Annotated in this window: 8 protein-coding genes; 5 read left to right on the top strand and 3 right to left on the bottom strand. The window is 50.5% G+C overall.

Annotation, left to right across the window (positions count from 1 at the left end):
* The first annotated feature begins 47 nt into the window (after positions 1 to 47).
* On the top strand, positions 48 to 1,121 hold the full coding sequence (locus tag C5O22_RS03110; protein WP_132779740.1) for a hypothetical protein: 1,074 nt from the start codon (positions 48 to 50) through the stop codon (positions 1,119 to 1,121).
* On the opposite strand, the gene C5O22_RS13455 is transcribed toward C5O22_RS03110, so the two are convergent.
* From C5O22_RS13455 to C5O22_RS03100, 3 genes are all read right to left on the bottom strand, one after another.
* The gene (locus tag C5O22_RS13455; protein WP_165910382.1) at positions 1,093 to 1,242 is read right to left on the bottom strand and encodes a hypothetical protein; all 150 of its coding nucleotides are present in this window, start codon (positions 1,240 to 1,242) and stop codon (positions 1,093 to 1,095) included. The genes C5O22_RS03110 and C5O22_RS13455 overlap by 29 nt on opposite strands.
* A 118-nt stretch (positions 1,243 to 1,360) precedes the next feature.
* Positions 1,361 to 4,369, bottom strand: a complete 3,009-nt coding sequence (locus C5O22_RS03105; RefSeq protein WP_165910381.1) for a xyloglucanase — start codon at positions 4,367 to 4,369, stop codon at positions 1,361 to 1,363.
* 294 nt (positions 4,370 to 4,663) lie between these two features.
* Complete coding sequence (locus C5O22_RS03100) at positions 4,664 to 7,999, bottom strand: glycoside hydrolase family 3 protein (RefSeq protein ID WP_165910380.1); 3,336 nt, start codon at positions 7,997 to 7,999, stop codon at positions 4,664 to 4,666.
* Between the two features lie 66 nt (positions 8,000 to 8,065).
* Between C5O22_RS03100 and C5O22_RS03095 the strand changes: the two genes are divergently transcribed.
* The 4 genes from C5O22_RS03095 to C5O22_RS03080 all read left to right on the top strand — a co-directional run bounded on the left by C5O22_RS03095 (position 8,066) and on the right by C5O22_RS03080 (position 13,364).
* The gene (locus tag C5O22_RS03095) at positions 8,066 to 9,874 is read left to right on the top strand and encodes a cache domain-containing sensor histidine kinase (RefSeq protein WP_132779737.1); all 1,809 of its coding nucleotides are present in this window, start codon (positions 8,066 to 8,068) and stop codon (positions 9,872 to 9,874) included.
* A 23-nt stretch (positions 9,875 to 9,897) separates the two neighbouring features.
* Positions 9,898 to 11,433: a response regulator gene (locus C5O22_RS03090; RefSeq protein WP_132779736.1), complete on the top strand. Its 1,536-nt coding sequence runs from the start codon at positions 9,898 to 9,900 to the stop codon at positions 11,431 to 11,433.
* Between the two features lie 68 nt (positions 11,434 to 11,501).
* Positions 11,502 to 12,440, top strand: coding sequence for an ABC transporter permease (locus C5O22_RS03085; RefSeq protein WP_132779735.1), 939 nt, complete (start codon positions 11,502 to 11,504; stop codon positions 12,438 to 12,440).
* Positions 12,441 to 12,458: 18 nt separating this feature from the next.
* The gene (locus C5O22_RS03080) at positions 12,459 to 13,364 is read left to right on the top strand and encodes a carbohydrate ABC transporter permease (RefSeq protein ID WP_132779734.1); all 906 of its coding nucleotides are present in this window, start codon (positions 12,459 to 12,461) and stop codon (positions 13,362 to 13,364) included.
* Positions 13,365 to 13,375: the final 11 nt, after the last annotated feature.

Here is a 13,375-nt window from a genome sequence, read left to right as displayed (position 1 = left end):
ACAAAATCGTTAAAAGTGATGTATACTGAAAGAGGGAGGAACCACTAATGAAAGCATCCCTTCCTCTATCCATAGGGTTGTTCGTGGCATTTCTGGGGCTGGGCTCCCCGGAACTTCTGTGGAGTCAGTGGGCCCTGCCTACGCTGGGGAATGTGCAGGAAGCTCTTTCCGCAAGCGGTAGTTTTTCCATCGTTCCCTGGGATACCTGGGGGTCCGGAGACTGGGATGCCCTGATGGACGAGTTTTTTGGGTACACCACGCCCCGGACAAGCCAGATGTATGTCCGCATGGATACCACCGCCACCACCACCTACGAGGGGGACCTCTTTATCAAGAAACTGGGACTCCGTCTAGGTATCAATATTGATGTGGACAGCAACTTTGTGGGAAAGCTCTACCGCTTCATGGGATACATTGGCTTTAAGGGCTTTACCCTCCGCTACCAGCAGTCCCGCCTTAAGGGGACCGCCGTCTGGACGGGGAATCCCGTCAGTGGGATGCCCCCCGAGTATGCCTTTGATAATCCCCTTATCAATGTGGACCTCTTATACTATTTTGATAAGGGAATCGATTATCTTGGCCTTGGCTATTCCAGCTACCGGCTTCCGGTCCAGTTAAACATCCTCACCTATAACGAAACCCTGGACTCGGTCTGGTGGGCCCCCCAGAGTGCCACCTATCAACCCGACATGGATTTCCATATCTATTCGTTGCTCCTCGGGCTTGATACCCTTCAGCAGGTATTCTTTAAACGGGGTATCCTCGCGGGATTTGAGGGTTTTGCTATCTGGCTTGCCACCCAGGATCGCTTTGGGCTTGGGCTTTCGTATATCAGCGATGAGGCCGCTACCTGGGTCTCGACCGCCAATGGGGGAGCTCAGCTCTGGAGCGCCACCCAGATCGCCATGCTGGTGGATTACAACCTTATTGTGGGAGGCCAATGGGTAGGGAATCTCGGACCGATCCGGGCGGGGCTCGGTCTGGGCTTCCAGATTGGAGGGCAAACCGTCACCTGCATCACCCCCCGGGGCCCCGTGGATAGCAGCGCCTACGTAGACGCTTCCCCCTCGGTGTACCTGTACCATTACGGGCCTATCCTGAAAGTGATGGTCTCGTGGTAGTACCCCCAAAACCATGGGTCTCTTCCGCTCCGATGTGATACTCCGGGATGCCCAGGAGTTCGATGGCGACCTGCTGGGTAGGAAGAAGGGCAAGTTTTTCTTCTATCGTGAGCCATTTCATAAGATCCGCAAGACGTTCTTCCAGAGGCAGGGATGGATCGGCTTCCCAGAAAATCCCTCGAACAAAATAAAAGGCCCCTTTCTCTTTTGAGAAAGGGGCGCTGGGGTAATTGCTTAATTTACTCAGCAGGCTTTAACGAAAGGTCAGTGATATAGAGCACCTTGGCGGGGTTATCGGTCCAGAACTGAATGGCGTACAACTCCCGGGTTTTCTTAAAATTCTTAGTCCACTGTTCATGGGCCCGGATGTTGTTCTTTACCGCCACCAACTTATTTTTATCTATCTTACCCAGATAGAATGAAACAAGCCGCCCCTTAGCATCCCCTTCATTATAGATAAGGGCACAGTTATAGTTTCCCTCTCCCCCGTAAAAACCGCCAATCTTCCAGGATAGATACACCAGGTTTTCCAGGGTGATGGGTTTTTCAAGCACATAGGCAAAGCGAACTTCCCCTTTAGAGTTAGCCGTCACCTTAAGGGCCTTTTGTCCATCGAACTCTACTACAGTGGCGGTGGCCCCCGTTAAAGGGGGTTCACTGGGGATCGATACGTCCCGATCAATAACCAGTTTAACGGGTCCCAGGGTTTCTGCGAGGCTATTACAATCATTATCGGTGGCGGGCCGTTCTTCAACAGGACCACCCCCTGCCTTTGTTCGTTCGGCTATCTTTGCCTGCGCCCATGCCAGGGTTTCGGCCCCCGTGGTTGTAGAAGCCCCCTCGGTATACACAATTCCTCGCCCATTGGTGGCCAGATATACCCGCCCATAAATTCGGGGGTCCCCGGTAATCGCCGTGTTAGCAACTCCGAACTGATGCTGATCATCGTTAATTCGAGTCCAGTTCTTTCCCTTATCGTCCGACTGGTATATTCCCCACTTTCCCTTTATTTTTCCATTAATGTACAGGGCCTGATAGGAAGCCCGGGGGGCTGCTTTACCCAGACCTACTACCGAAGCAGCTTCCACATTGGGAATTCTTTCCCAATTTTTACCTCCATCAACACTATGGAAAAGACCCAGGTTTCCTGCGGCAAACCACAGGTGTCCTTCCAGTCCAAGAACGGCAGTAAAATCCGAAGCCGACATGAGTTCTTCCCCTTTTTCGTTTTTGGGAAGTTTCCCCGCCGCATCCCGCTTTCCTGCGGCAAACACCTGGGTATTTACCACGGAAAAACTCTTTGCCCCATCAGTACTGGCATAAAAAACCCCCTCATGATAGGCATAGAAACGGGCAGGATTCACCCGATCAGCTGCAAGGCGGGCATTAGAAGGGATACCCTTTGCGGGGACCCACGTCTTCCCCCGATCGGCGGACCATGAGACCGGCACATCCTTACCACCGGGGGCCCAGAGAATTACCGATGCATCGGCGGCTACCGCCACAGAACCAGTCCAGCCCGTATCGGCCCCTTCGATATAATTGTGGGCCGGTTTCCACGTTAGACCGTAATCATCACTAATTCCCATCTTTCCGTCCCCCATGCGCACCATAAACCAGGGTTTTTGCCCCGCATAATCTAGGCTGTTCACGGCGCTAATGTAGGGATCCACAATCATGTTGGGGGCTTTAGCCAGGTCCCAGTGTACAAACCCTCCAATATCGCCCATACCACTTACCAGGTGAGGCCCTTCTGGGGGACTTATCAGGTCAAGGACCGCCGTTTCTTCGATGCCCTTCGCCATGATTTCTATCTTTACCTTTTTCCCCTTGTCCCAATCGGTAAGGTTTTTACTTCCCCAGATGGTAGCCCCAGTTACATAGAGCAACTTGTTCGAGTCAAAGGGATCGATTTCGATATCGACGATCATCCAACCGAGTTTGGGGTTTTGTTCGGGGAGGGCCTTCTCTGTACCCCAATCGATCCAGGGGCTCAGGCGGTAGTCGAGCTCATAGTAGTTTTCCCGGTTCGGATAGGTTGTCATCCTCCAGATGGGGTTCCAGGTTTTTCCTCCATCGGTACTCCGATACAATACTTCATCGGGCCACCATTCGTTCAGAGTAGAGGCCACCAGCACCTGGGGATTTTGCCAATCCACGGCGACGCTTCCCACACCCCGATCGTCGGTCCGGCGATTCGGGTCGTGATCATGCTTAGGCAGGGATATATCGGTCCAGGTTTTAGTGGCAAAGGTATATTTCCAGATGGCCCCCCCCTGATAACTCGAGCTAAAGGGGCCAAATCCGGCGTTGTAGGAGATAATCATGGCACCCTCAGGAGAATAGGTACACTTGATGGGATAGTATTTGTAGCAAGGACAATTTTCAGAAAGATGACCGTGAGCTTCGCCCGGCTTGTAGGCCTCCGCATAGGGCTGGCCCGCAAGGGGATGCCAGCTGACTCCTCCATCGGTAGATTCGTAAATGGTAGCACCCGTATCCATCACTCCCACATAGATGTGTTTTGACCCTTCGCCGGGTTTTCCTGATGCGGGGTCAAACACTACCCAGCCAATCCCATGAAAATGCCGGAAGCCGCCACAGTAGGTCTCAAAGTCCTTATCGTACACATTTCCTCTGGTAGGGAAGGAGGTAACCTCTTCCCAGGTGTACCCATAATCGGAACTCCGCCATAAGCCATTACCGAATGAACCAAAGTACACAATTTTGTTGTTGTTTGGATCGATGGCAAGCCGTTCCCCAATGCCCCGGCCTGGCATATTGGCCCCCAGCTTAAACGGGAGGGGAACCCGCTTAAAGGTATTCCCGTAATCTTCCGAAATCAACATTTCCCCATTGGTGGGGTCCCACTCATTGGTATACATGCCTGTGGCTAAAATAAGCCGATTGGGTTCCACCGGGTCCGTGGCAAGACTGGCGATACCAAGACGCCCCCAGTCTTCCACTCCCGCAAAGTCTGTGAGGGGGATCCACTCTTCTTTTTGGGTATCCCAGCGGTAAGCTCCCCCAATATCGGTACGGGCATAGACAAGGCCCTTCTGTTTAGTGTTGTAGATAATACCGGTGACAAAACCGCCACCCACGATGGAAACATTCTTCCAGATTTTTGGGCCCGCCGCCGAACTTGATCCACCGGCGGGACTTCCACTCGAAGCGCAACCTACAAGAACCCCTATGATGCCTATACAAAGGACAGCCCTTTCTATTAGGGAAAATTTTTTTTTCATAGCAAACACCTCCTCCTTTGTGCTTCTCTGGTAAAGGTTAAGAAACGTCGAGGATTCGGGGCAGGAAGGGTTCTTTTCATCCACAAAATCTACCTCTACCTGGAAGGCAGGACATTCTTCTTCCTTCGTGCCCCGGATTACCCTGTGACCATTTATTGTAAAAAGAGAGGGAAAAAGGGGCCACCGCATTTTTTTAAGTTTTTTCCTTGAGAAATTAGGGATCCCTCCTTTCGGATTACGAACCACTTCCTGAAAACTCCTACCCCAAAGAGCACAGAAAATAGGTCTTCCCGCTTATGTTGCAACCGACGCCGAAGCTGTAGGGCCAAACCTAAACCGATGAAGGGCCAGATTCCCCCGAAATACCAGGTACAGGTCGTGGATACCTTCAATCGGTGCAATAGGGAAAGCCAGGGTAGCCCACACAAGATCAGGCCGCTGGGGGGCATCGGGGATCGCACAGATATCTGTAGTCGTCGGAAGGGGAAGGACTGCATGGGGAGGCCCTTCCAGACTATCAAGATAAAGTTCGAGAGTAGTTCCGGGCCCTGCCGCGGCAGTAACCTCAATAACGGTTTTTCCCCCCTCAAAATCTATTTCCCGGTAAAGAACCCAGAGGACCGATTCAAGAATATCCTGGGCACTTCCGTTCCTATCGTTTTTTCCCTCCCCGGGGGCTCGCAGCCCCTGTCCCTGGAAAGGGGTCTTACTCTTCTGAGGATGCTCCCCATTTACAACACCATACGCTGCCCCCCCATGGAGTTTCTCTTGTCTTTTAGTCGTTCCAAACACCGCCGGTATAGGTTCACCCCGCTTTTCATGGAGATAACACCACTGATAAGAGTCGTAGCTCCAGGCCTCAATAGAGTCGGCGCAGCGGGGGGGCAGGCTTTCCCCCAGTATTTCAATCTCCGTGGAAAGACGAATATCCTCGGAAGAGGCCCCGATCATGATGCTCGCCCGGCCCGGCTCCACCCAGAACCGACCCTGCCGCACATCCCAGATGGCCAGGTCCTCGGCTCGCAAACGAAATTCCACCGGGCGAGCTTCGCCCACCCTAAGGTGTAGTCGTTCAAAACCCTTCAAGCTTCGCAAAGGACGGGGGGCCTTCGAACCATAAAACGCTACATAGAATTGAACTACCTCGTCGGCCGGCAGAGGCCCCTCGTTTACCACGGTACAACGAATGGATACCTCTGCGCCGGGGGCAAGACGGGGGGAAGAACAGCGAAGATCCTTATAGGTAAAGCGACTATAGGAAAGGCCATGACCAAAGGGAAAGAGCACAGGTCGCCGAGTATACTGATAGGTAAGGCCCGAACGGATAATGTCATATTCCATGATATCCGGTAGCCCCTCTTCCCGTTCGTACCAGGTTAAGGGGAGCCGACCCGCGGGGCTCACCCTTCCCACGAGCACATCCACAAGACCATTTCCCAGTTCCTGTAAGCCATGGGCAAGATACACGATAGCCGGCGCTGCCCGCTCTTCCTCATCCAGCATAAAGGGATAACTTGCCATTAGGACCACTACCGTCCGAGGATTTGCAGCCAGCACCGCCTTAAGCAGGGCCGACTGATAGGGTGGTAATCGCAAACTGGGCCGATCGACCTCTTCTTTTCCATTAATAACTGGATTATTACCCAGACAGAGAATAACCGTTTCAGCCCCTTTTGCCGCTTCAACCGCCTTTTCAATACCATCCCGCAGAAGATGCATCATAAGTGGCGTAGGCTCGGTACAAAACCGTTCAAGGTGAAAGTTCCCTTCCTTATCAATACGAAGGGTCTTACTATTCCAGGTTCGGAGGAACGCCGGACCTTCCCGGTACAGGGCACAGTTTTTCTCGATGAAAGGGGAACCCACAATGGTATCTGTTTTTCTCCATTCGGAGAAAGCAAATTTCCTTGCCCTTTGCTGTTCGGTCCCCCCATCTTTTGGCTCCTGCATCGCTTCATGCTGAAAAGGGCCGTCCTTTGTGAGCTCTGCGATACCACTTCTTTCTCGCCTTGAAGCAATATGTGCGGGTACCAGATTATAGAGGGTGGTAATAAACCAATTTAACGTCGTAGAAGCAGTTACTTTAAGGGGACTATCTCCATAGCCTTTTCCTTCACCCCAAAGGTCCTCTCCTTCTGCTGGCTGACGTGACACGTCAAAGGACTCCTTTGTTTCGAGGTAGCGCTGTCGTTCAGGGCTATAGAGGGTATTTGCTCCCCAGCCCCAATCTTCCCGGACAAAAACTGCGGCGGGAGTCTCCGGGGGAACCTTTCCAATCCGAAGGTTCCCATCCCCATCTATCACCAGGGGCCGGCCATCCATGGTGGTAAAGCATACTTCGTCTAAAGCTCTTTCGCAGATAAACCCCTCTTTTCCCCACTGATCTTCTACGAGCGGACGAAGGGCATCCATCACCGACACCCGATAGGGAGGATTGCCGCTATACCAATCGCTATATACGTGATCTATAAGGGGCCCGATAAGGGCTATTTTTGCCCCTTTCCCCGATGGGATAGGTGAAGAAAGATCTAATGGCAAAAGAGGCCTTTGGGGTCCCTCTACTGGTACACCGTTCTTTAACAATACCACCGATTCCTGCACAGCCCGCCGGGCAAGAGCCCTTTTCCGAGGGCTTTCAGGGCCCTCTTCAACAGGTTGATCATAGGGACAGATACCGGGAGGATCAAAATGGCCGAAACGGAATCGTACTCGCAGGCTTGCCGCCACGGCCCGGTCCAGTTCAGCTTCGCTCATCAATCCCTGTTGCAGAGCCTCCCGGGCAGCGGGAATTACCAGAGCAGGATCATCGGTCATAGTATCCACCCCGTTTTTTAAGGCCGCCGCAATAGTTTGTGCGTGGGTTTCAAAATAATGATGGAGGAGAACCGTACAGCGTACATCGGCCCCATCGGTGACTACATGACCTTTGCCTTCAAGTCCCCAGGTGTTTTTTACAAGGTCTCGCACCAGGGGATGGATCATCATGGGGATACCGTTCACCTCGTTATAGGCGGTCATCAAGGAATAGGCGTCCCCTTTGAGAAAGGCCTTCTCAAAGGCAGGTAGATAGTACTCATACATATTGCGGGGATCTACCGAACAGGAACAGCTCCCCCGATTCTTTTCGTTATTGTTAGCAAAAAAATGCTTAGGCGCACAGGATACCTGAAGGTAAAAAGGATCTTCCCCCTGGGCACCCCGGATGATTTCAGCGGCCAGTTCTCCGGTTAAGTAGGGGTCTTCCCCGTAGCCCTCCTCGGTGCGCCCCCAACGGGGATGTCGTTCCATATCTATGGTGGGGAACCAGAGGGAAAGTCCTCCTTTCCCACTTTTTTTAAAGTAAGCTCGGGCTTCTTCTCCAATAACCTTTCCGATTTCTCGAAACAGCCTCCGATCCCAGCTACAGGCAAGACCAATGGTTTGAGGGAAGGTGGTGGAAACCCCTTCTCGATCTACAAAACCATGGGCCCCTTCCGCTCCGATGTGATACTCCGGGATACCCAGTCGTTCGATGGCAGCCTGCTGGGTAGGAAGAAGGGCAAGCTTTTCTTCTATCGTGAGCCGTTTCATAAGATCCGCAAGACGTTCTTCCAGCGGCAAGGTGGGATCGCGAAAAGGATAGGTTTCCATTGTCAACCTCATGATGCTGTGATACTATCGCAAGAAACGATAGGTGCGTGGGAAGCAGTATAACCGATGGGACCCTCTAAAAAAATCGCTACTATTACAGAAGAATTCCTCAATAATTTGACTATCGATAAAAAACTCCTCGTATTGTATGGATTTAGTTTTCTTCTTCCCATGTTCATTATTGTGACCATGCTTACCCTCTTTTTGTATAACAATTTTCTGGAGAAGGATCTTCAGCAAGCGGAGGGAAACGTACTACGGCTCGAAAAAAGTCTGAGCATGGCCCTCGAAAAGATCGTCGATCTTTCGGATCGATTTTACGCTAACGATCGGATTCACCAGGCAGTCCTGAGGGAATACCATTCGGTAGTCGAAGTCTTTGAAGAATACACCCAACTCTCCTTTCTGGATGATTTTTTACGGCTCCATCCCGAAGTGGCCTGCATCCGTCTTTTTGTGGAGAACCAGGCCCTCCTTAATAACTCCTACTTTATCCAAACCACCGATAGCATCCGAAATCGAGAATGGTACCGCCGAGCTACCCTCCTAAATGGCCGGATCATGTGGGGATGGGAAGAGGATGTTATTTCCCGAAACAGGTATATTTTTCTCTTTCGCCTTATCCGCAAACCCCTGACTGGCCAATGTATTGGGGTCCTTTCTATCGGGGTTTCGCCGGACTATCTCTATCGGCTGTTTGAAGCAGACTTCTTCTCTCTGTACCTTGCCATGGACAACCGGATCGTCTGGAACAAGGATAGCGCCCTGTACGGGAAAACACCCGAATGGCTCTCTAAGGATTTTTTCAGGAAAGACGAAATAGTAAGAAAACTGAAGGTGGAAATAGGCAAAACCAAGTATGCGGTTATTACGAAAACCTTTTCTCCCAAACGGGGGGCGGTAAATGATTTTCAACTCATCTATACCATTCCCATGCAGGACATTCTCCGCCCCACGGTAACGATGATTCTCTTCTCCCTCCTCATCCTCAGTGCGGGGCTCGTATTTTCCATATCCTTCATTGTGCTTTTTTCAAAATATTTCTGGCACCGTATTACCCTTATTCGGGAAGAATTGAATCGGGTGGTCCAAAAGGACTTTGCTATCCTTCCTTCAATTGGAGGGAAAGACGAACTTGCGGAAATTCACAATGACATTTTCCTTACCATTCAAAATATAAAAGAACTTATTCAGGAAGTATACGTCCGAAAGATTGAACAGGGGCAGCTCCTTTCGCAGCAACGGGAAATCCAGTTTAAGATGCTGGTAAACCAGATTAATCCCCATTTCCTGTACAACACTCTGGAAACCATCCGAATGAAAGCCCTGGCAAACCAGGACAGGGAGGTAGCCTACACGGTAAAACTTTTGGGAAAAATCCTGCGGCGCAGTCTTGACTTCTCAGAGAAACCGGTTACTCTTTTATCTGAATTGGAACTCGTCAGTTCCTACCTTGAAATCCAGCGGATCCGTTTTGGGAATAGGGTACATTACGACATCGTAACCCTCTGCGATGCCCAGCATATCCTTATCCTCCCCTTCTTACTCCAGCCAATCGTGGAAAATGCCTTCACCCATGGCTTGGAATCAAAAATCGAAGGGGGCTTCATTTACATTACCACCAGTTGCGAAAAGGGCCTGCTTACCATACAGGTCAAGGATAATGGTAAAGGGATGAGCAAGGAACGTCTTTGGGAAATCCGGGAGCAACTCCAAAAACCCAAAGAGGGCCGCTGTACTTCCATAGGTCTTTTAAACGTGCAACAGCGCATTCACCTGTATTACGGAGACGCTTATGGTATTACCATCGATTCAACAGAAGAAGAGGGCACTACTGTGACGATAGTGCTTCCCCTTCCAACTAAAGAACCATAAAACATCCAGGAGAAGAAGGCTCTATGTACCAAGTGCTTATTTGCGATGATGAAGAGGTGGTTCGGTCAGGATTAAAAACGATTATCGATTGGCAGGTCCTTGGATGGGAAATCTGTGGAGAAGCGGCCAACGGGATCACCGCCCTTGAACTTATTCGAACCCTAAAACCCGATCTGGTACTCCTGGATATCAAGATGCCCGGTCTCAGTGGCATCGATATTCTCAGGGCAACCGCATCGGAGGCGAACCGTCCCCGTTTTCTTATCTTAACGGGGTATGCGGATTTCGAGTTTGCCCGGGATGCGGTTAATTTAGGAGCCGTAGGCTTCATGGTAAAACCCATAGACGAAGAAGAATTAGCAGAACGGATAAAGGATATCACGGTCCTTATTGCAAAAGAAAAGGAAATCTCTCAGCAGCTCGCCGTGGTCACCCAACTCGCCCAAAAGGACCTGTACAGTCAGATCCTTTCGGGCAATCTTGAACCAGAACGGTATCAGCAGTACCGCAGCGATCCCTCTTTTGACCGGGATTTCCAGGTGGCCCTTATATCCGCAGAACTCTGTGGCTACGGAGACAGGCTCCGCTTTTTAGAAAAGGCTTTGCAAGACTATTTCTCTTTTTTAAAACACGAAACCCTCATTCAGGACAATATGGTGGTGATGATATTTTTCGATGAACGGCAAGAGGTTATCCTTCGCTACATGGAACAATTTCACCGACGACTGAATTACCATGAAAAACGAAAAGATTCGGGGCTCCACATCGGCGCCTTTGCCAGTCTGGGAGAGGGGCACCACGGCCTAGCAGGGCTAGAAACTTCATACAAAGAGGCAAAGGCCCTCTACAGCCGGCTTTTTTTTGAAATGGACATCCCCTGCCTTACCCTGAAAAAGGCACCACCCCTGACCGGCAACTTTAATTCCCTCGCCTTTTCAGCAAGCGAACTCCTTTCCTTTGTGGAGATTTACGACACCCCGAAGATCGATAAGTTTTTCGTTCGATTACGGGATGCCCTCTACACTTCTCTTCTCCACCAGATGGATGTAAAAAAGTTCTGTATTACCTTTCTCATGGAATTACGGAGCCTCGTATTTACCCGCCATCCAGAGAAGGAACTTTCTTTTAACCCCGCTTCCGATGTCATTAACGTGATTATTGGGAGCCGCTACCTTGACGAAGTACTCGATGCCCTGCATGCGTACGTAAATGGCCTCGCGGATATTCTGGTAAGTGAAGTTCCGGCAAACAACATCCTCAAAATTATCCAGTATGTACGCAACAACTACAATAAGGACCTCAAACTCGAAACCCTGGGTCAGATCTTTAACTGTAACAGTGCCTACCTTGGTAAGCGCTTTAAGGAACAGACCGGTGAATCCTTTAATTCCTACCTGGACCGACTCCGCATCGAGGCGGCCAAAAAACTCCTTAAGACAACGGACCTCAAGATATACCAGATTTCGGAGATGGTCGGTTACTCCAGCGTGGACTATTTCTTTACCAAGTTTCGAAAATACGAACACATGACCCCCCGCATGTATCGGGCAAAGTACTAGAATTCTCATGTTTTTGCTTAAAAATTTGGGTTTTTCCCCCTCTTCTCTTCCTCTATAATACCTTCTATATGAAGACAGCAACCTCAACAGCGCCCCGGCGGAATGCTTTCCTCCAAAAACTCTGGCACCAGCGCTTCTTACTTGCCCTGTCGGTGCCCTTTGTGATCTGGCTTATCATCTTTTGTTACATTCCCCTGGTAGGCTGGGTCATTGCATTTCAGGACTACAAACCCCACCTGGGCTTCTTTAATCAAGAGTGGGTTGGGCTAAAACATTTTGAAGCCCTTTTTAAGGCCCCCATGTTTTATCAGGCCCTGTGGAACACCCTGGGGATGAGTGTCCTGCTCCTGGTGTTTGGTTTTACCTCTTCTATCGGGTTTGCCCTTCTTCTTAACGAACTTACCAGCTTGAAATTCAAAAAATTCGTGCAGACCGTTTCTTATCTACCCCACTTCGTTTCCTGGGTTATCGTGGCCAGCATCATCACCTCTATGCTTTCCTTAAGCGGGCCTATCAACGAATGGCTTGTGGATTGGGGGATCCTGAAAAAACCCTTTGATTTTATGACCCAGCCGGATCTCTTCTGGTGGATCGTGGTTTTTGCGGATATGTGGAAGGAAACGGGGTGGAACGCCATCATTTACCTGGCCGCCATGAGCGCCATCGATCCCCAACTGTACGAGGCCGCCCTGGTCGACGGAGCCAACCGCCTCCAGCGAATCTGGTACATCACCCTCCCCGGGATCCGGTATACGGTGATTACCCTTCTCATCCTGAGCATCGGAAATATCATCAACATCGGTTTTGAGCGGCAATACTTGTTAGGGAATGCCGTGGTAGCCCCAAAGGCGTTGGTTCTGGATAAGTATGCCCTGGATTTTGGGATTGGCCTATTCCGTTACTCCTATGGAACGGCCATTGGAATTTTTAAATCCGGGGTAAGCATTGTGATGCTGGTCATTGCGAATCAACTGGCCCATCGCTTTGGGGAACGGAAGATTTTTTAGGGAGTAAAAGGTATCGATATGCTAGAACGACGATTAATCAGCCATCGAAGGGTCTATTTTTCCCTTTTTGATGTGGTTTTGAATGTTTTTATGTTCTTTGTGGTGGTTATCACCCTGTATCCCTTTCTCAATATCCTCGCAAAGTCATTGAACGATCCCATCGATACCGTAAAGGGGGGAATTACCATCTTTCCCCGGGTGTTTACGCTGGATAATTACCGGGTGCTTTTTGAAGGGGGGAGCCGCCTTCCCCGGGCCTTTCAGGTATCGGTACTCCGGACGGTTATTGGAGCCCTTCTCGGCGTGTTAAGCTGCGCCATGTTTGCCTATCCCTTAAGCCGGGATGATTTTGTCTTTAAAAAGAGTTTCTCCACCCTCCTGGTCATCACCATGTATGTGAGTGGTGGACTCATTCCCGGCTATCTCTTAATCCGCAGTCTGGGGCTTATCAACAGTTTTTGGGTGTATATCATCCCGGGCCTCATCAACGCCTTTAATGTGATTGTGATCCGTTCCTACATCGATACGATTCCGCCATCCCTGCAGGAATCGGCCCGGATCGATGGGGCCAATGATATCACCATCTTCTTTAAGATCATCCTCCCCCTGTGTACCCCCGTTCTTGCAACGATTGGTCTTTTCATTGCCGTGGGGCAATGGAACAGTTGGTTCGACACGTACCTCTACGCCCGGGGAAACGAAAACCTTACCACCCTGCAGTACGAACTCATGAAAGTGTTAGATAGTGCCCAGACTTCAAGCCGGGTAGATATCTACTCCGAATCGATCAAAATGGCGCGAAAAAATCCCGAGGCCATCAAGATGGCCATCACCATGGTGGCAACCCTGCCTATCGTCTTGGTGTACCCATTTCTCCAGCGCTACTTTGTCACCGGAATCACCCTGGGGGCCATTAAGGAATAACCCCCGGTGAA

This window comes from Treponema sp. J25, from assembly GCF_004343725.1.
Classification (GTDB): domain Bacteria; phylum Spirochaetota; class Spirochaetia; order Treponematales; family Breznakiellaceae; genus J25.
Note: the sequence above shows the minus strand (reverse complement) of the source record. Positions and strands in the feature narration are given on the sequence as shown.